Here is a 24,191-nt window from a genome sequence, read left to right as displayed (position 1 = left end):
ATGGATAATTTAGATAAACTTATAAAAGATAATAAGTCAAATGATAAAATAAGTGAAAAAGTAGATAACAGAGTAGAAGCAACTTTAGACATGATAATGAAAGAAGATATAGAGGAAGAATTACAAGTTGAGCATAATAAGAAAAAGAGATTTAACTTTAGAAAGCTTTCTATAGTAGCTGGGCTTGCCCTAGCGATATCAGTTTCGCTAGGAGCAAAATATAACGTTTATGCGAAAGTATTAGATTTACTAAAATCTTTTGAGGAAAAGGGAGAAGCCCCTGAAAAGATTGATCTCTATTCAAAAATTTTAGACAAAAATGTAAAAGATAATGGATACACTGTTAGCATTGAAAACATAGTATCTGATGCACACACCATTAGAATATTTTATAACATAAATTCAGATAAAACAGAAGATCAAAAACCAGGTATTTGGGGAAATGAAATGAAAATAGATGATAAGGACCTTGTTAATTACGGGGGGATATCCTCAGAAGAATATTTGGTTCAAGATGATAATAAGAACTGGTCTGGAAACATGTTAGTTATGAGAGTTGGAAAAGAGCTTCCAAAGTCCTTCAATTTTAAGTGGAATATCTATAATATATCTAATAATGAAGGAAAGTGGAATTTCGATATTAATATTAATAGTGAAGAATTAGCAAAAGATACAAAGACTATAGATGTTAATAAAGGAGATAAATTAGATAAAGGAGATTTTAATATAAAAAATATTACGTTGTCTCCAATTGAGCTAGACATTACATCCAAAGAAGACATTAATGATAGGGAAAATCCAAATTCTTATATAAATTATATTGTCCTTGATGAAAATAATAAACTATTATCACTATCAAGTAATTATGGCGTGAATAGGTGGAGTAATGGAGATAATTCTTCTGAAGTTTATTATGGATATAAATTAAATGGCAAGATACCTAGTAAAATAAAAATTATTCCATATAAGATATTAAATGATTCTTATAATACTGTGAGTGGGAAAAATTATGCTATTGGAATTAAAGATGTTTCACTATATAAAGGAGAGAAAGGGTCATTAGTTATTGAATCAATAAAGGATAAGGAAGATTATGTAGAGGTTACAGTAAATATAAAGGGATATTTAAGAGGTGACTTATTAGACAGACTACTTTTGGTAAAAAACGAAAGTAGCAATTCTAAAGCTAGTAATATGAATCCTGAAAGTAGGAAGCTAATTAACCAAAACATAAATAGTGAGGAATATGTATTAAAGTTTAATAAGTATTTCGGAAAAGATAAGAACTATCATATATCCTTTAATGTAGGAAATGATGATGAGTATTTAGATAATATATATAAAATTTACGAAGATAAAGCAATAGAAGTTGACTTAAATAAATAGAAATTAAAAACCAGTAAGGCTCTTGGAACCTTACTGGTTTTACTTTTTACGAAAGTTCATATATATACAATAATGCTAAATATTTGAAATTGGTAATGCCATTAAGTATAATTAAATAAAATAGACAATTGTAAGATTATACGAATAAAATGAAAAGGTTGGAAAGTAATGAAATATAAAAAGATTGTAATTATTGTATCAATAATACTGTCACTTAATACATTAGTGGCATGTTCGAATAACACCCAAAAGGCACAAAACACCCAAGATTCAATAAGCAAAAATGAACCAACAGATTCTACAAATTTGCAACCAGCAGATAAAACTACTGATGAAGCTAAAACAACCAAAATTGAGGGAAGGAAAGAAGAATTTTTAGGTAGATTGGATTGTATACAAAAGCAGCTAAATGATTTGCCAGAAAAGAAACAATATGATCAAGGAGACTCGTCAGTTGGTGGTATATACTGTGCTACAAGTTATTATATGTATGACGAAGCACTGAATGAGATTTATGACTTATTAAAAGGACAATTACCCTCTGATGAAATGAGGAACCTAGAGAAAGAAGAAGTTAAATGGATAACTAATAAAGAAAATAAAGAAAAGGATCTAGATAAACAGTCCGCTAGCACTATAACACGCTACTCTGCTTTGGGTGAATTAACAAAAAGTAGGTGTTATGAACTGGTGAACTACTACATGACAGACTCAAAAATAAGGATAAACGCTAGTAAGCAAGACTACATAAGTAAGCTAGACAATATAGAAAATGAAATACTTTCATCTCAAGAATATAAAAATGCAGCCACCGGTGTAACTCATGATATGTTAGTCTTAACAGACAAAAAATATAACCAATGGAATAATGAGCTAAATGAAATTTATAATATATTAAAACAGCAATTACCTTCTAATGAAATGACAAAATTAAATAAAGAAGAGGTATTATGGATAGCTCAAAAAGAAAATAGAGCTAAAAAATCTAAAGAAGAGCAAGGTAATGGCAGTCAGATGGGAAACGTAAGCTACCAAGCGTCTTTAGCAGATTGGACTCAAAGAAGATGTTATGAATTGGTATATAGATACATGAAATAGTTAAACTTCAGAGAATTTTACTGCAAAAAAATAAGAATAAAGCCAATAAGTTAATACATATTTTAAAAAGATTACTTAGTATTTGTTTTCAGTTTTCTTAAAATGTGAATTAAGGGAGAATTGTGGTGGTAGTTATGATTAGAGAGATATTATTGTTAGGAAATGAAAAATTATATGAAGTAAGTTCAGTTATAGAAGAAAAAGAATTAGATAGTATTAAGGAAGTTGTAAGCGACCTACATGATACGCTTATGGACTTTAGAAAGATGTATGGGGTGGGAAGAGCAATTGCAGCTCCTCAAATAGGTGTTTTTAAGAGATTGATTTATATGTATATAGATAAGCCAATAGTTTTTATAAATCCAGTTCTAAGTTTCCCTGATGATGAATTAATGGAAGTCATGGATGACTGCATGTCTTTTCCACAGTTATTAGTAAAAGTTAAACGACATAGAAGATGCATTATCGAATTTAAGGATATTAATTTTAATGATATGAGATTAGAACTGGAAGGGGATTTATCTGAATTATTACAGCATGAGTATGATCATTTAGATGGGATTCTTGCAACTATGAGAGCGATAGATAATAAATCTTTTTATTTAAAGTGATAAGGGGGATAGAATATGAAGATTGGTTGTAACTGGTCAAGAGCATTAAAAGTGCTTCTTGAAAATGATGCAGTAAATGTTGATTATATTAAATCAGGTGCCTTTGGTAATTTTAATAAAGAGTTTTCTAATATGCGATCTTTGCGTCCGATTTTAGTTCATGGTTTAGGGTATTTTGAGAATGCAGGGACTCCAAGTTTAGATATGATAGACTTTAAGGTCGCAAATGAAATTATAAATAAATGTGGTTCACCTCATTATGGATTTCATTTAGCTATTAGAAATGAAGATATGTTTGAGGGTATGAGTGAAGCTGATATTTATAGTAGAATGGGTAAAAACATACAATTATTCAAAAAAAATTTATCAGTACCTCTATTAGTTGAAAATTCTCCCGACACACCAAGTGACCGTAAGGATTATGATCTTTATCCATTTAATGAACCAGATGAAATTAATAAACTTCTTATAGATAATGATGTGTTTTTTTTACTTGATATAACTCATGCAAAATTAACTGCGAAGTTTAGAGGGTTTGACATTTATGATTATCTAAATAAATTAGCACTTGATAGAGTAAAAGAAATTCATATAAATGGTTCAGGTTATGACAAAGACGGGTTTCCTATGGATACACATGAGGCCATGGGAGAAGAAGATTATGAACTATTAAAATGGGTACTAAGAAAATCAAAACCAGATATAGTTACTCTAGAATTTAACGAAGTAGAGGATGAAAACTATGATGAAGCCATTATCGCTACGGAGATACAGTTAAATAGGATAAATGAAATATGTTTAGATAAGTTTATATAAAAAATTGAAAGGGGATTTATCATGGAAGAACTTAAAACAATTTTAGAAAAGTTTGTTGACTCTGGTTGGGATTTAATTTCAATTCCATCAAAAGCATACCTTGATGGAAATGGGAGCAAAGAAGATTTAATTAAAGCAATAGAACAAGCAGACAAAGAATGTGGAAGCTGTGGTTGCGAACTAGATCCTTTGTATAAAAGATGTATTGAACTAAAAGAGGCATTATAAAACGAGAAGAGGGTTAATGCCTTTTAAATGTATTGTTTAAATGGAGGAATTGGAATGAAATACCCTTGTTTAGTTTTAGATCATGATGATACAGTGTCGAAGAGTACACCAGAGATACACCATCCATCTTTTGTGGAGGCAATGAAATTATTAAGACCAGACATAGAACCATTGACACTTGAAGAATTTGTTTCTTGTTGTTTTAGTCCAGGTTTTTCACATTTATGCAAAGATGTTTTGGAATTTAGTGAAGAAGAGCAGCAAAAGCAGAATGAAATATGGAGAAGATATACTAAGTCTATAGTTCCGGAGTTCTATTCTGGATTTCCAGAATTAATAAAAAGATATAAGGAACTAGGAGGAATAATATGTGTAGTATCACATTCTGAGAGTGAGCAAATTTTTAGAGATTATAAGGTAAATTGCAATATATCTCCTGATTTAATATTTGGGTGGGGCACAGATGAAGATAAAAGGAAGCCAAGCCCTTATCCACTTTTGGAGATCATGAGAAAATTTAATTTAAAAGAACATGAGATTTTAGTATTAGATGATTTAAAGCCAGGACTAGATATGGCGAAAGCTTGCAATATTGAGTTCGCAGCTGCAGGTTGGTCGCATATTATTCCAGAAATAAAAGAGTATATGAAAAATGAGTCAGATTATTATTTTGAAACTGTTGAAGAATTTAGTAAGTTTATATTTCTGAAAGTATGATTTATTAATAACTAAAAAACTGAAGATAAATAAATTAAGAGGATAGGGATAAAATATGAAAATCTAACTTAAGATTACAAAAAAGAATGAGGTATATTTAATTGAAAATATATGAGAAACAACAAATTTGTAAGTATTTAGTGACATATCAACATTTAAGTGATGATACAGAGCTTATAAATAAAGATAAGATAGTAGATTACATTAAGAAGGTTGGATGTATTCAGTATGACCCTCTTAATGTGGTTGGGCGAAATCCAGATTTAGTGTTGCAATCTCGTTTAGGATGCTATAGAAAAGGTGATATTGAAAAATATTTATATTCAGATAGAAGTTTGTTTGATGTTTGGGATAAAAATATGTCCATTTGTTCTGTTAGTGATTGGGCATATTTTGAAAGATATCGTAAAGAATATTTAAACTGGTGTAATAACCATAAAGATACCATAGATAAAATAACAGAATATCTAAGAATAAATGAATCTGCATGCTCTTCAGATTTTCAATTTGAAGAAAAAGTAGGTTGGCATTATGGACCTCAGAGGCTTGCAAAAGCAGCATTAGAATGTATGTGTTATGCAGGGCTTGCTGTAGTTCACCATAAAAAAGGTGCAAGAAGATATTATTCTTTAGCAGATAAGTACATACCAGAGAAATATTTTTTTATGAAGGATCCAAATGATAGTATTGAAGATTATTATAAATGGTTTGTACTTCGTAGAATAAACAGCATCGGTATACTTTGGATTAGACCCAGTGATGCGTGGCTTGGATTAAAAGGGTTTAAAAGTGAGGAGCGTAATAATGCTTTTAAAGCTTTGCTTAATGAAGGAAAAATCTCTGAGATTGCAGTTGATGGAATGAAACATAAACTATATATTGCAACTGAAAACCTTGAAGTTTTACAAGCTTCAATAAAATGTTCTAATAAAAGTAATGTAGCTAGAATGATTGCACCACTAGATAACATACTTTGGGACAGAAAATTGGTTAAGGAGTTATTTGGCTTTGAATATAAGTGGGAAGTGTATACTCCAGCTGCAGAGCGAAAGTATGGCTATTATGTTCTACCGATTCTTTGTAATGATAAATTTGTAGGAAGAATTGAAATGGAGACAGATAAGAAGAACAAAACTTTGATTGTTAAAAATTTCTGGGCTGAAGATGACGACATTATTTTAGAATATAGAAAAGCTATAACATTAGGAATAGATAGATTTAAAGAATATAATCTTTGCGATAAAGTAGAAATACGATGTAATATTTAGATGAAAATACCCATCTCCATAATTTTATGAAGATGGGTATTTCTATTTAATAAACGAATATATATAAATTGCAAAATGATATATTAATGGGGCAAGTGCTACAGTCATTAGTCCTGCAATTCCTATAGAAAGAGAACTCATAGCTCCTTCAGTTTCACCAAGCTCAAGGGCTTTGGAAGTGCCTACAGCATGAGCTGAAGTTCCTAAAGAAATTCCAACAGCTATTTTGTTATGTATTCTAAAGGTTTTAAGTATCCATGGTCCAATAATCGCACCTAAAATTCCGGTAATTATTATGGCAATAACAGTTATAGGGATAACTCCGTTTAAGGATTTAGTTATTTCCATGCCTATTGGTGTGGAAACTGATTTTGCTAATAGAGATTTAGTTAAAAGACCATTTAATCCTAGAATATAACTAAGACCTATTATGCTAAAGATACCTACTGAGCTACCAATTAATACTCCTAAGATAATAGGTAGGGCATGCTTTTGAAGTAATTTAAGCTGCTTATATAGTGGAACTGCTAATACAACAGTAGCTGGTCCTAAAAACATATTTATAAATTGTCCGCCAATATTAAATTCTTGATAATTGATTTTAAAAACTCCTAAAAACCCGATTATTAAAACTATTGCTATAAGTAATGGATTGAAAAGAGGAAACTTAGTTCTGTTATAAAGAATCATACCTATCTCAAAAGCAAATAAAGATAACAATATTCCGAAGATAGGTGAATCTAAAAGACTACTCACTTTGCTCACTTCCCTTGGATAAAAATTTTACTAAAAATTGAACTATATGTCCTGTTGTAACCATAACTATGATTGTAGTTAAAATACATACAACTAAAAGCTTGTACCACGAATCCTTTATAACACTTATGGAAGTAATTAAACCAACACCAGCGGGTATAAAGAAAAAGCTTAAGTGATTTAAAAAGAAATTAGCTACTTTTTCAATCTGATGAAGCTTAATAATATTCGTGCATAAGCAAGCCAGCAAAATAAGCATTCCTAAAATATTCCCTGGAATAGGGATATGAAGAAGACTTGACAGGACCTCCCCTAAAAAATATATTAATGTGATTATTAGTAATTCTCTTAAAAGTTTCATTTGTGACCTCCTAATATATAATCCGTTAAATTATATTATGTAGAAGTAAATAGTATAATTGGACTACATAGTTATAACTCTATCACCATGGAAGATATAAGTAAAACAGCGTATATAGCAAATATGTTTAAGTAAAACAATTACATTACTTAATAATTAAGAATATTAAGGACAAACAATTCCTAATAAAAAATTAATATATAATTGGTAGGGTTGATGGTATAATTTACTATATGGATTAAGGAGGTAATAAAGATGCTTATAAAAGAAGATATAATAAGAATGATGAAAGAAGTAGACTTACCATTAGGGGAGTATTGGATATCTTCAGGGGCAGGCTTAGTGCTTCATGGAATTAAAGAAAAAACTAATGATATTGATTTAGGTTGTACCCCTAAGTTATTTGAAATACTTATAAATAAAGGGTATAAATTTAAAACTTTATTAGATAAAAGAAGAGTTATAGAAGTAAATGAGTCAATAGAAGTAATAGAAAATTGGTTTGTAGATGAAGTTGAAATAGTTAATGAGCTTTCAGTAGCAACAATAGAGAGTATAAGAAAACAAAAGTTTAAGCTAGGACGAGAAAAAGATTTTAGGGATATTAAGCTAATAGATGATTATTTAAATGAGATGCAAGGGTGAATTTACGTTTAGTCAATATAGTATAGCACAATTGATTTAAATGTGCTATACTATTTCTAAAATAGGAATATTTTAGAAATGTAAATTTACTTTGGGGAGTGATAATATGAAAAACATTCTTATAATGGGGGGAACTACTTTTGTAAGTTCTTCACTTGCAAAACATTATATAAAACAAGGTTATAATATTGATATACTTACAAGAGGAATAAAAACATTAGACTATAACGGATTTATAAATCACTTAATATGCAATAGAAAATCAAAAAGTGAAGTAGTAGAAGTCTTAAAGAAAAAAAGCTATGAATATATCTTTGATATCTCTGCATACACAAAAGAGGATGTTGAAATTCTATTAACTTCTATAGATAAAACTAACTTAAAGGGCTATATTTTTTGTTCATCAGGAGCTGTCTATAAGCCAAGTGATGAGCCAATTAATGAAGAAGATGAAAAAGGCGAGAACCCAAATTGGGGTAAATATGGTACTGATAAAAAAGAGGCAGAGGACTATATTATAAATAGTAAAATTCCATATGTTATATTTAGACCAACATATATTTATGGTGAAGGAAATAACTTATATAGAGAAGGATATTTTTTTGATAGAATAAAGAATAAAAAACCTATTCCAATGCCTTATGGAAATAATACTAAAACTCAATTCATACATATTGATGATTTAGTAAAAATCTTTGAAAGTGCAATGATTATGGAGAAGAAAAACAAGATATATAATATTACAAATCCTGATATAGTAACGTTTGAAGATTTAATTAATATATGCGGGAAAGCCTTAAATGAAAAACCCAATATTATTAGAATAGATACAAATAAAGTAAGAAATGATGTTAGAACGTATTTTCCGTTTAGAGATGTAACTTATATGCTTAATATTAAGAAATTAATAGATTATGGATTACATGTGCCAAGCATTTCGCTAAAAGAAGGAATAATAAGAGCATATACATGGTATTTAGATAAAAAGCCTCAATTAGAAGATAAAAGAATGAATATGATGGATGAAATATAGAAACTATTAAAGATTATAAAAATTGTACTTTGAGAGGAGGAGAGCTTTATATGCTTATGGTTCAATTTTTTTCGATATTATATTTAGCATTTTTAGGAGTAGGCATTTATGTTTTATACTTAGTTATTAAAGCATTAAGAATATATATTAGAAAAAATTCTGATTATTAGTAATAAATAAACCTTCACGAAAAATAATCGTGAAGGTTCTTTTTTTATTCTTGTTCTTCTTCTGTATTATACTTAGGATTTACATCCTTTGAATCTTCTTTTATTCTTTCCTTAGTCACATAGCTCATGGTGGCAGCAGGTATTTTATATGCCTTATCAAACATTTCAAAAGCTTCTTTTGTTAAACCTTCTGTCTTTAAAATCAAAGCTTTAAAGTAATAAGGTTCTGGAAATCTTGGATGTGATTCAAGAAGTTTATCTAAAAGCTTAGAGGCTTCTTTAAAATCTTTTTTGAAATAATAACTTTGTGCTAAGTTAGATTTTATAAAAATATCCTCAGGATATAAAGTACTTGCATTTAAGTTAAAGCTTAAAGCTTCATCTAAATCATCACCATAGTTTAATAAATATCCTAATGTGCCATGAATTGCAGAGCTATTTAAGTCGTTCATTAAAGGTCGTAATACTTCTATGGCACGGTTTAAATCATCTTTTTTCCAATAAACCATTGCTTCGGTTAGCTTTATTTCTATAAGATTAGTATCTTTATATTGATTCTTTTCAATAAGCGCTTTAAGATTAGTTTCAGCCTCATCAATAGAACCAAAGTTTATTTCCAAAAACACATAATTTTTTACATTTTTTATATTTGTTCCTTTTATTTTTGATGCAGTTTTATACCAATTAATAGCTTTTGCATACTTTTTATTGTGGTAATAATAGTTTCCTAAAAAGGCTGCAACGCCATCTCTATGCTCAATTATAAGAAATACTACTAGTCCCCATCCTAAAACTGTACCTACTATTGGATTTATAAAGGATCCTATAAGTACAACTACTAATAAAATTCCATCTAATTTTGAAAAAGCACTAAATAAAGTATTTTTTTTCATTCGTCTTCCCCCATATCAAAGTTATATATATATTGGATTGAAATCGATACAATACATATTGATTATACTATGGAGGATAAATAATTACCAACATTTATTCATAACTTGCATATATTTTTCTTTCAACGAGCCATACTAATTTGTACATTACATAAGCAATTATTGATAATAGTATTATACTCATCATAACCATATCAAGCTGAGCAACTTGTCCTCCGTATACAATTAAGAAGCCCAAACCTTCTCTAGCAACTAAGAATTCTCCCATTATAACACCAACCCAAGATAGACCAACGTTAATTTTTAATGCAGATATTAATGTAGGGACGGAGGCAGGAATAATTAAGTGTCTTAATATTTGAAGTTTATTTGCATTAAAGGTTTTTAAAAGCAGCACCTTCTCTTTATCTACTTCATTAAAGCCTGAAGCTACACTTATAATTGTTACAATTATAGAAATCAATAGCGCAATAACAATGATTGAGCGTATACCATTACCAGCCCAAAATATAATAATAGGAGCTAGTGCTACTTTAGGTAATGCATTTAATACTACTAAATATGGATCTAAAACTTTAGCAGTAAAAGGAGATGCCCATAAAATAATTGCAATAAATGTTCCAAGCACAGTACCTATTGTAAATCCCAATATGGTTTCATAACATGTCACCCATATATTTTTTAGCAATATTCCTTCATTATAAAGATTAATAGTTGATTTTACTATTCTAGAAGGTGAAGAAGTCAAAAAAGGATCTATCCATTTGTTGTCAGCGGCTATTTCCCACAATAATATAAAAACAACAAGAATAAGTATCCTAACAAATCCAACTTTGAATCTTTCAATTTTAAGTTTCCTTAGATAACTTCTTTGACTTTCTGAAATTCCATTTGTTTTATTGCTCATCTAAATCCCCCCATATTTCATCAAAATATTTTCTGAAGTTTTCTTCTTTTCTTCTTTTAAATGGAGTATCAGCATCTTCAGAAAAGTTTATAGTAAGTTCTTTTTTCACATATGCAGGTCTTCTAGATAATATTATCACTCTTTGAGATAAAGAAATGGCTTCACTAATATCATGGGTTACCATTATAGCTGTTTTGCCTTCTTTTTTTATAATATCATAAACCTCATCGCATACTTTAAGTCTAGTAAGATAATCTAAGGCCGAAAAAGGTTCATCTAAGAGTAATAGTTCGGGATCTAGAGTTAAGGTTCTAATTAATGCAACTCTTTGTCTCATACCACCAGATAAATCAGTTGGTAATCTATCTTTAAATTCCCATAAAGAATATGCCTTTAAAAGTTCCTCAGCTTTTTCTAATTTTTCTTTTTTAAGTTCATGTTTGATTTTTAGTGGCAAGATTACATTATTCCAAACGCTAAGCCAAGGAAATAAATGATCCTTTTGAAACATATAACCCATTTTATCTTTATTTAATTCTAAGGGTTCATTCTTGAAAGTAATATCTCCAGAAGATGGGGGAATAAGCCCACTTATAATATTTAATAGAGTAGATTTACCACAACCAGATGGGCCTAGAACAGTAATAAATTCTCCTTGATTTAACTTTAAATCTATATTAGTTAGTGTTTTTATTTCTCCGGATTTTGAATGATAATTAAGATTTATATTTTTTAGTTCTAATAAACTCATAAGCTCACCTACCTTATATATATGTAGGAGGACTGCATGAGCAATCCTCATAAACATTAAGTTATTTATTTAGTTTGACATCTTTAATTGCCTTTGCAGCAAAATCTCCGTTTACTATTTTGTCGTAGGCTGGACGGGTAGGTATAAGTTTTTTATCATAGGATTGTATAACATCCATCAATTTTGTTAAATTCTCTTCTTTTACTGTTGGATCAGGAGCAAATGCTTCTATGCTTCTATAATTTTTAACTACATTTACTAATACTGATTCATCAGTACCTGGGAAGAAGGAACTTATAGTCTTTGCAACTTCCTCATCAGAATGAGAAGCTACCCATAGTTGTCCTTTATAAATTGCATTTGTAAAGCCTTGAATTGTATCAGGATTCTTATCCATGTAAGATTTTGTAGAGAAGAAGGCTGTATATGCTATTGGACCAGCTTCCTTTCCAACTGAACTAACTATATATCCACCATTATCTTTTTCAAGTACGGAAGCAGTAGGTTCAAATAGAGCAACGTAATCACCAGTACCTGATTTAAATGCAGCAGCAGTTGCAGTAAAGTCTAGATTTGTAACAAACTTTACATCTGTACCAGGCTCTAATCCATGATTTCGAAGAACATACTCTAAAGACATTTCTGGAACACCGCCAGGTCTGCCGCCGATTATTGTCTTACCCTTTAAAGATTCCCATTTAAAATCTTTTTCATCAGTTCTACTAACTAAGAAAGAACCATCTTTTTGAGTTAAGCAAGCAAAAAGGATAGGGTAATCATCTCTACCTTGATTGTTAATGTAAACAACTTGTTCTGGTCCACAGAAACCAATATCAGCATTTTTACTTAAAACCTGCTGCATAGTCTTATCTGCGCCTTGACCAGTAGAAAGGTCAATTTCTATGCCTTCATCTTTGAAATAACCATTATTTATTGCAACATACATAGGTGCATAAAAAACTGAGCGAACAACTTCATTTAATCTTACCTTTTTTAATTCCTTTGTACCTTCAGGAGTAGATTTTTTAGCACAGCCTGAGAAAGGAACTAACAATAAAAGAGATAAAACAGCTGCGAGAACTACCTTTAGTTTTTTCATAAAATTCCTCCAATGTAATAAATTTCATGATTTATAATATGAAAATAAATTTATAAATGATAGTGTATAGGAAAATATATTTTTATTATTGTAAGTGTACATAGATTACTTCTCATATTATAAAAAGGGAAGTTGAAGTATTAATTCAAGAAAAATAGCTGTAAAGAGACATGAATATTATATATTAGTAAATATTTTGTTATTAAGATAATTAGACATCTACTTTTAAGAGTATGGAGGAATATTAGGTTTTTTGTAGAATAGGAAAATATTAGAAGGATAGTTAAAGTGATTAGCAGATTCAGATTATAAAAGAAATAATTTGGTTTAGATAAAATATTATAGATACTTTGAAAAGTAGGAGGAAAAATGAATAAAATACACTTTGAAAAACTTACTCCAATCAATGATGTCAAATTAGAAATATATGAAGATGCTTTTAATTTTGTATTTGATAATGATGATATTAAGAATATTGCAATTTCCGGAGCTTATGGAGCAGGAAAGAGTAGCGTTATAGAGTCATATAAGAATAGACATAAAGAAATAGAGTTTTTAAATATTTCATTAGCTAATTTTGATGAAATTAATCAGCAAAATTTAGAAGATGGGATGAATGAGAATTTAAATAAAGATGATGAAGTTAAAATCAAAAGTAATAAGAAATCTACAAAAGATAAAGTTAATAATGTTAAAGAATCTGTGTTGGAGGGGAAAATACTTAATCAATTGATACATAAAATTGATTCATCTAAAATACCGCAAACTAATTTTAAGGTTAAGCAAAAAATATCAAATAGAAATATTATAAAATTAACTTTGTTAAGTTTAATTTATATACTTTCAGCTTTCTATATGTATTTTTATTCTATTTGGTGTAATTATGTAACTGGTTTAGAGAAAATTAAGATATTTGCATTTTTAAAATACACAACAAACTGGGTAGGTCTACTAATTAGTGGATTAATACTAAGCATATTATCTGGTAAATTTATTTTTAATCTAATAAAGTTTGAGAAGAACAGAAATATTATTAAAAGATTTAAATTTCAAGGTAATGAAATAGAAATATTTGAGAAAAGTGATGAATCTTATTTCGATAAATATCTTAATGAAGTCTTATATATATTTGATAATTCTAATGTGGATGCTATTGTATTCGAAGATATGGATAGATATAATGTTAATCAAATTTTTCAACGTTTACGTGAAATAAATAATCTTATAAACTCAAGACGTATCAAAGAAAGTAATAGATTTTTAAAAATTGTACCTAAATTTATATGGGATTTGCACTTAATACATACTATGAAAAAAAGTAAACCATTAAAGTTTTTGTATTTACTTAGAGATGATATCTTTATATCTAAAGATCGTACTAAGTTTTTTGATTTTATTATTCCAGTAGTTCCTGTAATAGATAATTCGAATTCTTATGATCAATTTATACAACATTTTAAAAACGGAGAAGTTTTTGAAAAATTTGATGAACACTTTCTTCAGGAGATTTCACTATATGTAGATGATATGAGAATTTTAAAAAATATATATAATGAATTTATGATTTACAATAGTAGAATTAGCACAACTGAGCAAGATTATAATAAACTTCTTGCTATTATTGTTTACAAAAACATATTTCCTCGTGATTTTAGTGATACCCAAAATAACATAGGATTTGTATCTACTTTACTCAATAGCAAGGAACAAATAATTGAAGGTGAAATTAAAAAAATCAATAGAGAAATTCAAGAGATTGAAGAAAAAATAGAGGCATGTGATAAAGAACATTTAAAGAATATTGATGAAGTTGGTATGATCTATTGGACAAGTAATGGGTATGGTAGTAGAATCCCAAATACTAATAATTCAAATTATATTAATAGGAAAGAAATAGTTGATTTAATCAATAGTAATCAAGTCAAGAATTTGAAAGATAAAATTAAACAACTAGAAACAGTAAGACTACAACTTAAAAATAAAAGGATTAATGAATTGATTAATAGAGAAAATGTGAATGATGTTTTCAGTATAAATTATAAGAATTTTCTTAACGAAGAAAATAACTTTAATGAGATTAAATCAAGTCAATACTTTGGGTTAATCCGATATTTAATAAGAAATGGACATATAGATGAAACCTACAGAGATTATATAACGTATTTCTATCCAAATAGTCTTACTACAAATGATAAAATGTTCTTGCGTAGTGTAACTGATAAAGTATCCAAAGAATGGACATATAAAATTGATAATCCTAAGCTAGTGCTTTCAAGACTGAGGGAAATAGATTTCCTTGAAATTGAAGTTTTAAATTTTTCACTTTTTGATTATATTTTAGTGGATGAAAAGAAATATGGTAAATACTTAATCAATCTAGTCGAACAAATTAGAAATAATAAGTATTTTAAATTTATTCAACAATACTTTTGTTATACCAACAATTTAGTTCCATACGTGATATCAATAAATAGACATTGGTCTACTTTTTTTAAGGAAATAGTTAATGTGTCTGAGTTTACTTACGAACAGAAAAAGTATTACATTATATTAACACTTTGCTATTCTGAAAGAAAAATTATTGATGATATTAATCAGAATAATATACTAGTTGAAGCAATATCTTCTGATAGTCATTTTTTAGATGTTAAGGATGAGTATGTAGATACCCTTAAAAAGGAGCTTTTGAGAATTGGTGCTAAGTTTGAAAGTATAAATTATGAAAAATCGCATAAAGATTTGTTTGAAGCTGTTTATCAATATAAGCTGTATGAATTAACATTTGAGAATATTTCTTTGATGTTAAAGAGCATTTATAATGTTAGCAGTGAAAATGATATTATACATAAAAACTATTCTCTTTTTTATGAAGATAAATCATCTAAATTATATGAATATGTAGTTGAACATATTAGTGAGTATATATCATTAGTTTTAAATAATTGTGAAGGTAAGATAACTGATACTCCAAAAGCTGCTATTGAGCTTATAAATAGTGAGGATATCTCAATACCTAAAAGGACTTTATATATACAATGTTTAGAAACAAAGTTAGAGGTTCTTAAAGAGATAAGCGAACCTAAATTATGGGATTCTATATTAAAAGAGAGGGTAGTAAAATATTCAGAAGAAAATATATTATATTATTTCTTTAAAAATGAAAATCAATTAAATGAAACCCTTGTTAATTTTATAAATGAAAATGACAAGTACCTAGAATTTTCGAAAAAAGAGATAGATTCAATATTTGGAGAAAATTCAGCAGCATCATTGTTTGGAGAAGTAATTGTTTGTGACACAATTAGTGATAAAAAATATGAAAATATTTTAGCTGAGTTAAGATATAGTTATTCTAATTTTGATATTAAGGAAATATCAGAAACTAAAATGAAAATTTTGATAGATTTAGAAGTTATAAAAATGACAGTTGAAAATGTTAAATTCATGAGGAATAATTACCAATCTAAACTTACATATTTTATTACTAAAAATATAAATGAATATATAGATAATATAATGGATAAGCAGTCTCTTTCAAATGAGGAGTTAATAAATATTTTAGATATAGATTTAGAAGATGGTTTAAAAACTAGGTTGATTTCAAATAGTAATGATTCTATTCCAATAATAAGTAAAAAATATTCAGATGATGTAATAAAATATATACTTCAACATAATTTTGATCAGTCAGAACTATCTCATTTTATAAAGAATTATGAAATACAAACAGATAATATCAAAGAAGTTATAAGAGAGATGTCAGTATCATATATAGATACTTATCTTGAAGAAGATATAAAGTTACCATTAGATTTATTTAAGTTTTTAATCAAAGAGGAAGATATATCTATTGAAAATAAATTGATGCTACTAGTAGCTAATATGGATTCATTTTCTAAAGTACAATGCGAAGATTTTATGAAAATAATTGGCTCTAAAGAACATGAAAAGATATTGATAGGTGGGAGACCTAAATTTGATGTTAATGAGATAAATGAAGTAATTCTTGATAAATTTAAAGACAGAAGATGGATTTCAGACTTCTATGAAGAAAATGGAGTATATAAGATTAGTCGTAGAAAATTGCATGGGATATAGTATCGGTATCAACTTACTTAAGGTGATGAAATACAAAAAATGACTGACAATGATATAATCTGTGGAAATATTAACGTTAATACAGTATTAAAAAGTAGAAATTAAGATATCTAGATATATTGATATATGGAGGTATAAAATGGGCTTATTAAATTTTTTGTTTAGAAAGAAAGAGAGTAATAATACTTCATTGATCCTACAAAATAGAGATGTAGTAGCAAAGACAACAGATGATTTATTTATTCATCCAGACATAGAAAATTTAATTTGGATAGCTGATGGAATTAGAAAAAATTATATTAGTAATAAAAAACAAGAAATTTATGAGTTTAATGGTATTAAGATTACTTTTTTAGGATTTAATCAAGATGAGCCAAGCTTAATACACACCAAATTACCACTAGCAGAATTACAAAATATTTATAATGTAGAACGCCCCCCATATTATCCAACATATTCTCAATTAACTCCAGAACAGAAAACTGTATATTGGAAGCTTTTATCTAATCCCTATGATTCAAATATTGATATTGGTTTTGTTTTTATTCTTTATTATGGATTAGAGAGACATCTACTAAATGGTGATTATGAGAAAGCATTTAGAGTGATACTTAAATTAAGAGATGTACATGAAAATAAATCATTTCAGCAATACTCAGGAAGTGCATTAATATTAACATGTCTGCTTAGGCAAAGAGCAGATTTAGCATTAGAATTTATGCAATCAATAGATAAAGAACATGAATTGAAAATTTCTGACAATTTATTTGTTTTTTGTAAATATAGTTTAGATATACCTTTAACGGCAGACGACATAATGATGTTAGCAAAATCATTCGAGTTTAATAATAATAATTATATTAAAGGGTATACTGAGATATTTAAAGCTACTCTTTTAGATAATTTAAAAATTAAATATAATTCAGACACTTTATTAATTAGTAAATTTATTAATGAAACTGAGTTTAAAAAACTCAGGAAACAGAATTTAACTATTTTTGCCAATGTATCTATTAGCAATAGAACTATCGAAGTTCCTATAGTTATAGAAAACTTTAAATTTAAGAAGGCTTTGTATGACTTACTTGAGTCGACACACAATCAAGTAAAAGCTAAAATCTCAGAACTAAGAAAGAATGGAGAACTAGAGCATAAAGAAACAAAAAATAATAAAGCAATTGAAGTTTTAACTTTTGATGAAGTAAGAGAAAAGGATATATTATCAGAATTAAATGAAGTGAGAAATAACTTTGTAAAAAGACATTTTGTTCTAATTGATTTACAAGATTTTTATTATAAATATCGTGATGTTGATACTAAATATCTTAAAAAATGTATAGAATGTTGCTTTCAAGATATTAATTCATTGGAACTGCTACAGAAAAAGTACTATCAAGAAGAGCTTAATAGAGTTAAAAGCCTTTCGTCGATTTATAGTAAGAAAGAAATGGACAAGCGTATTTCTGAAATAGGAAAGTTTAATGGATCAATTCCTGCTTTTAAAAGATTAGCTATAATATTTGAGAAACAAAAAGATTATGAAAAGGCAATTGAAATTTGTGATATTGCAATTAATTATTACAAAAATTTAGATATGACTACAAGTGTTGCTGAATTTCAAAAAAGAAAAGATAAACTTGTAACCAAAGAAAATAGAAGGCAGGGTTTTTGAAGATATTGTATTGATGTTTAAGTAAAGATCATGAAATGAGTTTAAAATAAAGGATATGATAGTATTTTAATCATATCCTTTATTTTTTTGTAAGCAAGAGAAGTATAAATTATAAATATATCTAAAATTTCTTTAAAAATTCAACTTCTTGTTTATTTATTGATTCATATAAGAGAGTATCAGGATGATTTTTAATCTTTAGTTTAACTAAAAGTCTTTGAAGAGGATTCATTTTAAAATTGTTTTCTATTTGTTCTTTCCTGAATTCTATAGCATTTTGTTCTTTAATCCTGTGTTGACAGACAGTGCAACAAAAATCTTCTGAACTCATTTCAGAAACTTTTGCAGGAAGTGAAATGTTAAGCTTTGATGAAATACATGCTCTATGTTGTCCATCAGTAAAATCATAATGATCACATTTATAATGGTTAATATATGCAGCAGATTTAAAACCATTTTTCTTAATAGAATCTGCTAAATTTCGACAATACAAAATACTATTTTCGTTTCCTTTTGAATATTTAATAAATTCATCATAATCTTCAGTGAACCATTTTGTTTCTTCAAACTCTTTTTTTATTATGTTAGATAAATCATGTTTATCAATATCTAATGAACAGATATCATGTGACAGAAGATAGCATGAACCTTTATCAAGCCTAAGTACGAACTCTTTATCTTTAACAGAAAAATCTTTAATGTATTGCTCATTATATAGAAAAGCAGAGTTCATATACTGATATTTTGCAAAGGTACTATAGATTATCTCATCGTAATCTTCTTTAGATATTTCTTTTTTTAAAAATTTATTATCTAAATCTCCTATATATAAATGGACTAATATACTTCCTATATTTTCGTGTAACAATTCAATATTGAATAAGACATGTTTATCTAAATTATGAGGAATAGATTCATAATGATATCTTTTTGCGATATGCTTCAATTCATCTAAGGTGGACGAATTACTTTTTAATTTCGTTATTAATTCAAAACTCTCTACTTTATCCATATATAATACACTCCAATAATTAGTTTATATTGAAATTCTATTTGAATAAATATTGAAATATGACAGTTACATAACTAATAAAAGTTTAGTTATGTAACTATTCTTTATTCTCACGTATATCGAAGAGTAATAAAAATTTTAAAAGAAAAAAGAAAATTTAAATAATCATATAGGAAATTACTGAATAAAGCTACTATATATATTCAAATAAGTTGCAAATGGGAACTGTGGAGGTAATATAAATCTAAATAATTTAATAGAAATCAATGAATATGATAGAACAAATCAATTTTACGAGTTAGTTTCAAAAATAGAACCATAGATTAAAGAATTTAAGTTATTTTCAATTAAAGATGAAGATCTTTATATTACAACAAGTAAAAAGGACTAAATAGGTAATCCAGGTAATGGTGATTATAAAATTATTAAGTTAAGTACCTAAAAAGAAAAGTAATATTTATATTAAATAGCTACAATTGAAAATGAATTTGCTATAGAAAATGTAATAAAGGAGTATCAAAAAATACTTTTAGTATATTTTGATACTCCTTTATTTTGGAGCGGGTGATGGGAATCGAACCCACGTGACTAGCTTGGGAAGCTAGGGCTCTGCCATTGAGCTACACCCGCATATTTTTGACATAACCATATTATACCACCTGAGTATTGTTATGAAAATACTTTTTTTATAATAAAAATAAAAAATAAATCATTAATTTTTTATTAGTAACTTAAGTTACAGAATAAATCAAAGTAATATAGTATGATTTAAAACGTTGAATATAGAAATAGCTAATAGAGAAATAGGAGGACATAATATGTCAATGTTTTGTTATCAATGTCAAGAAACTGCTGGATGCACAGGTTGTACTAAAGTAGGAGTATGTGGTAAAGACGAGCATGTAGCAAAAGCTCAAGATTTATTAATATATGTAACTAAAGGACTAGCTATAGTAAGTAATGAAGGTAGAAAAGTTGGAGTTACAGATGCTAAAGTTGATAAATATATAGTAGCGAATTTATTCACTACAATTACAAATGCAAATTTTGATAGAGATTCTATTTTAGATAGAGTAAAAGAAACTTTACAAATTAGAGAAGCTTTAAAAACTAAAGTTACTAAAGCCGGCGGACAAGTTGGAGAAGTAATAATAACTGGAGGTTTCTTTAAAAAGTTATTTGGAATGCAAACAAAAGAAGTTATCATGCCAGATGCAGTAGCTTGGACAGCTGATAATACTATAGAATTTGATGCTAAAGCTGAAAAAGTTGGAGTACTTGCAACAGAAAATGAAGATATAAGAAGCTTAAGAGAACTTATAACTTATGGACTTAAGGGATTATCTGCTTATATGAAGCATGCTATGAACTTAAAATACAATAATGAAGAAGTTCATGCATTTATGTCAAAAGCATTAGCAGCTACAATAGATGATAGTTTAACTGTTGACAATTTAGTTGCACTTGCATTAGAAGCAGGAAAATTCGGTGTAGATGGTATGGCATTACTTGATAAAGCAAACACTGAAACTTATGGACATCCTGAAATAACAACTGTAGATATTGGAGTTAGAAAAAATCCAGGAATATTGATTTCAGGACATGATTTAAGAGATTTAGAAATGTTACTTGAGCAAACAGAAGGAACTGGAGTAGACGTATATACTCACGGAGAAATGCTTGCTGGACAATACTATCCAAAGTTTAAGAAATATAGCCACTTTGCAGGTAACTATGGTAACGCATGGTGGAAACAAAAAGAAGAATTTGAAAAGTTTAACGGAGCAATTCTTATGACTACTAATTGCATAGTTATTCCTAAGGATTCATATAAAGATAGGTTATTTACAACTGGAGCTACTGGAATGCCAGGATGTGCTCATATTGAAGCTAAAGCAGATGGAACAAAAGATTTCTCAAAGGTTATTGAAATGGCTAAGAAATGTAAAGCTCCAACTGAAATTGAAAAAGGACAAATCGTTGGTGGATTTGCTCATAACCAAGTTTTAGCACTAGCAGATAAAGTTGTAGATGCAGTTAAAACTGGTGCAATAAAGAGATTCTTTGTAATGGCTGGTTGTGATGGAAGAGCAAAATCAAGAAATTACTATACAGAATTTGCAGAAAAGTTACCAAAAGATACAGTTATTTTAACAGCAGGTTGTGCTAAATATAAATATAACAAATTAAACTTAGGTGATATCGGAGGAATTCCAAGAGTATTAGATGCTGGACAATGTAATGATTCATATTCATTAGTTGTAATAGCTCTAAAACTTCAAGAAGTATTTGGATTAAAGAGTGTTAATGAATTACCTATATCATACAACATAGCTTGGTATGAACAAAAAGCTGTAATTGTATTATTATCATTATTATACTTAGGTGTTAAGAACATTCATTTAGGACCAACACTTCCAGCATTCCTTTCACCAAATGTTGCTAAGGTATTAGTAGATAACTTTGGTATTGGCGGAATCACTAATGTTGAAGATGATATGAAGATGTTTATGGAAAGCTAATAAAATAATTATAAATACTCAATGGATAATTAGGTTTATCCCTTGAGTATTTTTTTATATTTATGGAACTTATAAATATTAGTTCATATATATAAATATAATCTTAATGAGTAATAATAAAATGATGCAAAAGGAGGTAATATGGCAAAGTTAAATAGAAATAAGAAAGCTATATGGGTTATTTGTGGCATAGTTTTAATAATAGCATGTGTTGTAATAATATTTATATATAATAAGAACAAAGCAATTAAAGAAAATATAAATACTTTAAAAAGTAATTTAAAAGAAGTAGAAGATATAGATTTATCAAAACTGACAGATATCCAAAAGAATAAAATAAAGACTGAGTATAGTGAATGTGAAGCATTAATAGAAGAAAGAAAGTTTATAGAGGCAGATAACCGAATAAATGGATTAGAAGGAGATATAAAAAGTGATGTTAGCAAAGCTGAACAGCTTGAAAGAGATAAATTAGAAAAACAAAAAGAAGAAGATAAAAATAAAAAATTAAAGGATGAACTACAAAAGCTAGATAAATTTGAGGTTTATCTTATGATTGATGATTATTATAAGAAAAATATACAAAATAGGAGATATGAATTTGCATCAGATTTAGCCATATTTATAGACGGTAATAATAATCTGTATTATGCGATTGTTGTTGATGAATTAAATAAAAATGATAATAGAGATATTTACACTAATGGAGAAACACATATAGCTTCAATTAATTCAAGTGGAGAAGTAGCAGTTGATAGGAAAGATATAAAAATGCTTGCAAGTTCTACGGAAATAACAGAATTAAGAGAAAAATTAGGAATAAAATAAGAGTTTACTATACTTAAAATGCATGTATACTTAACTTTATTTTGCACATAATATAATCTGAGAGAGGTGATTCTTATGGGAACAGATTTTGATAACAACTATATTTTAGGGTTACTCCGAAAATGAAGTTAAAGTCTCCAGAAGTACACTTATCTTGTGGTCAGGGATTTATATAATCCCTGGCTTTATTTTTATTGAGGTATAAGCTTTAAGGTGAAAAAACTTCCACACATATAGAAATTAAATATGCAAAAACTATAACTAATAATTTGCTAAAATTATTAGTTTATTGCGAAGGGAGTTTATTATGAACAGAAATAAAAATAATAAAAATAATAAAACAAATAAGGCTATTAATTATAGAGGATTTACTAATGACATTGATGTTTTAAATACAGAAGAAAATAAAGCAGATCCAAATTGTAGTAATATAATGAGTAACGCAAAGAAATAGGGCTAGTTTGGCCCTATTTTTTTATATGCTTTTAAAACATATTTTAAATAATAGGGAATGATGTGTTACTATTCTAAATTATGGTTATATTTATATAATGTATAATGCTTAAAAGAATTGGAGGCCTAATCAATGAAAAAAATTAAAGGAAGGTTATTTGTATTAATCATACTTGGTTTATTTTTATTTGTAACAACAGGATGTAGTAATAATAACAAAGTAGCTGATAATCAAGATAATAAAAATACTACAGAATCACAAGAGGGTGATGTGGCTAAAACAAGTAATAAGGTAGCAGAAGAAAAAGATAAGAAAGATACAAATGAAACTAAAAAAGTAAAAACTGTAGAATTTAAGGAAGCTAGTTGGCTAGGGTTAGATGAGGATTTTTGGGGAAGAGTAGGGGGAGAAATATACTGCCTTGAAGACGGGAAAAAGGAAGGGCATATTAAGCTGGTGTTTGATGTAAATGAAGCCATTAAAATAAATAGAGTTGTGTTTAGCACTGAAAGTTCTAATAAGAAATTTAATTGGAGCTGGACAAATAATACTATAAGCTCAGATAAGACTGTATTTAAAGTAGCAAATAATGTTTTAAGTTTATCAGCTGATGAATTATATGAAGTCCTTGATCCATCTGAAAAGGGAGAAAAAGTAACTGAACTAAAAAAAGGAAAAGGCTATGAATTTAACTACTATTTAGACTTAGATAAAACAGGATTTAGAAATGAACTTAAGTCAGCAAAAACTATGAATATAACATTTAATGTTACCAATTCTCTTGGAAAAGAAGAAAATATCTCTACTTCAGTTAAGCTTAATAAATAATTGAGATTTAAATAAAAAATTGAAGCAATAGGAAAGTT

At 27.9% G+C, this 24,191-nt stretch carries 22 protein-coding genes and 1 tRNA gene; 15 read left to right on the top strand and 8 right to left on the bottom strand.

Features of this window, described 5'->3' with window-relative positions; translation table 11 throughout:
* The 7 genes from PTZ02_RS07645 (at position 1) to PTZ02_RS07615 (ending at position 6,124) form a co-directional block, all read left to right on the top strand.
* Positions 1 to 1,386: a DUF4179 domain-containing protein gene (locus tag PTZ02_RS07645; RefSeq protein WP_274227198.1), complete on the top strand. Its 1,386-nt coding sequence runs from the start codon at positions 1 to 3 to the stop codon at positions 1,384 to 1,386.
* A 168-nt stretch (positions 1,387 to 1,554) separates the two neighbouring features.
* Complete coding sequence (locus tag PTZ02_RS07640; RefSeq protein ID WP_274227197.1) at positions 1,555 to 2,484, top strand: lysozyme inhibitor LprI family protein; 930 nt, start codon at positions 1,555 to 1,557, stop codon at positions 2,482 to 2,484.
* 134 nt (positions 2,485 to 2,618) lie between these two features.
* Positions 2,619 to 3,095, top strand: a complete 477-nt coding sequence (locus PTZ02_RS07635; RefSeq protein ID WP_274227196.1) for a peptide deformylase — start codon at positions 2,619 to 2,621, stop codon at positions 3,093 to 3,095.
* 15 nt (positions 3,096 to 3,110) lie between these two features.
* Complete coding sequence (locus PTZ02_RS07630; protein WP_274227195.1) at positions 3,111 to 3,911, top strand: multinuclear nonheme iron-dependent oxidase; 801 nt, start codon at positions 3,111 to 3,113, stop codon at positions 3,909 to 3,911.
* Between the two features lie 21 nt (positions 3,912 to 3,932).
* Positions 3,933 to 4,139: a hypothetical protein gene (locus PTZ02_RS07625; RefSeq protein WP_274227194.1), complete on the top strand. Its 207-nt coding sequence runs from the start codon at positions 3,933 to 3,935 to the stop codon at positions 4,137 to 4,139.
* A gap of 54 nt (positions 4,140 to 4,193) precedes the next feature.
* Entirely contained in the window at positions 4,194 to 4,856 is a 663-nt protein-coding gene (locus tag PTZ02_RS07620) for an HAD family hydrolase (protein WP_274227193.1), read from the top strand.
* A gap of 101 nt (positions 4,857 to 4,957) precedes the next feature.
* On the top strand, positions 4,958 to 6,124 hold the full coding sequence (locus PTZ02_RS07615) for a DNA glycosylase AlkZ-like family protein (protein ID WP_274227192.1): 1,167 nt from the start codon (positions 4,958 to 4,960) through the stop codon (positions 6,122 to 6,124).
* Positions 6,125 to 6,166: 42 nt separating this feature from the next.
* On the opposite strand, the gene PTZ02_RS07610 is transcribed toward PTZ02_RS07615, so the two are convergent.
* Together PTZ02_RS07610 and PTZ02_RS07605 are read right to left on the bottom strand one after the other, a co-directional pair.
* Positions 6,167 to 6,880, bottom strand: coding sequence for an LrgB family protein (locus PTZ02_RS07610; RefSeq protein ID WP_274227191.1), 714 nt, complete (start codon positions 6,878 to 6,880; stop codon positions 6,167 to 6,169).
* Complete coding sequence (locus tag PTZ02_RS07605; protein ID WP_274227190.1) at positions 6,873 to 7,241, bottom strand: CidA/LrgA family protein; 369 nt, start codon at positions 7,239 to 7,241, stop codon at positions 6,873 to 6,875. Before PTZ02_RS07605 ends, PTZ02_RS07610 begins: the two co-directional genes overlap by 8 nt.
* A gap of 255 nt (positions 7,242 to 7,496) precedes the next feature.
* Between PTZ02_RS07605 and PTZ02_RS07600 the strand changes: the two genes are divergently transcribed.
* Positions 7,497 to 7,886 (top strand): hypothetical protein, encoded by a 390-nt coding sequence (locus PTZ02_RS07600; RefSeq protein ID WP_274227189.1) that lies wholly within the window; start codon positions 7,497 to 7,499, stop codon positions 7,884 to 7,886.
* A 106-nt stretch (positions 7,887 to 7,992) separates the two neighbouring features.
* Entirely contained in the window at positions 7,993 to 8,919 is a 927-nt protein-coding gene (locus PTZ02_RS07595; protein ID WP_274227188.1) for an NAD-dependent epimerase/dehydratase family protein, read from the top strand.
* A gap of 214 nt (positions 8,920 to 9,133) precedes the next feature.
* Here the strand turns inward: PTZ02_RS07595 and PTZ02_RS07590 are convergent, their stop codons facing one another.
* The 4 genes from PTZ02_RS07590 to PTZ02_RS07575 form a co-directional block, all read right to left on the bottom strand.
* Entirely contained in the window at positions 9,134 to 9,982 is an 849-nt protein-coding gene (locus PTZ02_RS07590; RefSeq protein ID WP_274227187.1) for a tetratricopeptide repeat protein, read from the bottom strand.
* A 94-nt stretch (positions 9,983 to 10,076) separates the two neighbouring features.
* Positions 10,077 to 10,889: an ABC transporter permease gene (locus PTZ02_RS07585; RefSeq protein ID WP_274227186.1), complete on the bottom strand. Its 813-nt coding sequence runs from the start codon at positions 10,887 to 10,889 to the stop codon at positions 10,077 to 10,079.
* The gene (locus tag PTZ02_RS07580; protein WP_274227185.1) at positions 10,879 to 11,640 is read right to left on the bottom strand and encodes an ABC transporter ATP-binding protein; all 762 of its coding nucleotides are present in this window, start codon (positions 11,638 to 11,640) and stop codon (positions 10,879 to 10,881) included. The genes PTZ02_RS07585 and PTZ02_RS07580 overlap by 11 nt, the downstream gene beginning before the upstream one ends.
* A 61-nt stretch (positions 11,641 to 11,701) precedes the next feature.
* The gene (locus tag PTZ02_RS07575; RefSeq protein ID WP_274227184.1) at positions 11,702 to 12,739 is read right to left on the bottom strand and encodes an ABC transporter substrate-binding protein; all 1,038 of its coding nucleotides are present in this window, start codon (positions 12,737 to 12,739) and stop codon (positions 11,702 to 11,704) included.
* Positions 12,740 to 13,108: 369 nt separating this feature from the next.
* Here PTZ02_RS07575 and PTZ02_RS07570 point away from each other — a divergent pair, with 369 nt between their 5' ends.
* Both PTZ02_RS07570 and PTZ02_RS07565 read left to right on the top strand, forming a co-directional pair.
* On the top strand, positions 13,109 to 16,837 hold the full coding sequence (locus tag PTZ02_RS07570; RefSeq protein ID WP_274227183.1) for a YobI family P-loop NTPase: 3,729 nt from the start codon (positions 13,109 to 13,111) through the stop codon (positions 16,835 to 16,837).
* 139 nt (positions 16,838 to 16,976) lie between these two features.
* Positions 16,977 to 18,509 (top strand): TerB N-terminal domain-containing protein, encoded by a 1,533-nt coding sequence (locus tag PTZ02_RS07565; protein ID WP_274227182.1) that lies wholly within the window; start codon positions 16,977 to 16,979, stop codon positions 18,507 to 18,509.
* 121 nt (positions 18,510 to 18,630) lie between these two features.
* Here the strand turns inward: PTZ02_RS07565 and PTZ02_RS07560 are convergent, their stop codons facing one another.
* Together PTZ02_RS07560 and PTZ02_RS07555 are read right to left on the bottom strand one after the other, a co-directional pair.
* Positions 18,631 to 19,521 carry a hypothetical protein gene (locus tag PTZ02_RS07560; RefSeq protein WP_274227181.1) on the bottom strand — a complete coding sequence of 297 codons (891 nt, stop codon included), beginning with the start codon at positions 19,519 to 19,521 and terminating at the stop codon, positions 18,631 to 18,633.
* A 556-nt stretch (positions 19,522 to 20,077) separates the two neighbouring features.
* Positions 20,078 to 20,151, bottom strand: a tRNA-Gly gene (locus tag PTZ02_RS07555).
* 188 nt (positions 20,152 to 20,339) lie between these two features.
* Here PTZ02_RS07555 and hcp point away from each other — a divergent pair.
* The 4 genes from hcp to PTZ02_RS07535 all read left to right on the top strand — a co-directional run bounded on the left by hcp (position 20,340) and on the right by PTZ02_RS07535 (position 24,153).
* Positions 20,340 to 22,043 (top strand): hydroxylamine reductase, encoded by a 1,704-nt coding sequence (hcp, locus tag PTZ02_RS07550; RefSeq protein ID WP_274227180.1) that lies wholly within the window; start codon positions 20,340 to 20,342, stop codon positions 22,041 to 22,043.
* 141 nt (positions 22,044 to 22,184) lie between these two features.
* Entirely contained in the window at positions 22,185 to 22,871 is a 687-nt protein-coding gene (locus PTZ02_RS07545; protein ID WP_274227179.1) for a hypothetical protein, read from the top strand.
* Between the two features lie 307 nt (positions 22,872 to 23,178).
* Positions 23,179 to 23,325, top strand: a complete 147-nt coding sequence (locus PTZ02_RS07540; protein ID WP_274227178.1) for a hypothetical protein — start codon at positions 23,179 to 23,181, stop codon at positions 23,323 to 23,325.
* A 132-nt stretch (positions 23,326 to 23,457) separates the two neighbouring features.
* Positions 23,458 to 24,153, top strand: a complete 696-nt coding sequence (locus PTZ02_RS07535) for a hypothetical protein (RefSeq protein WP_274227177.1) — start codon at positions 23,458 to 23,460, stop codon at positions 24,151 to 24,153.
* Positions 24,154 to 24,191 lie beyond the last annotated feature (38 nt).

The sequence above is a fragment of the Clostridium sp. 'White wine YQ' genome, assembly GCF_028728205.1.
Taxonomy (GTDB): Bacteria; Bacillota; Clostridia; order Clostridiales; family Clostridiaceae; genus Clostridium_T.
The sequence above is the reverse complement of the archived record's forward strand: the minus strand, read 5'-3'. Positions and strand labels throughout refer to the sequence as shown.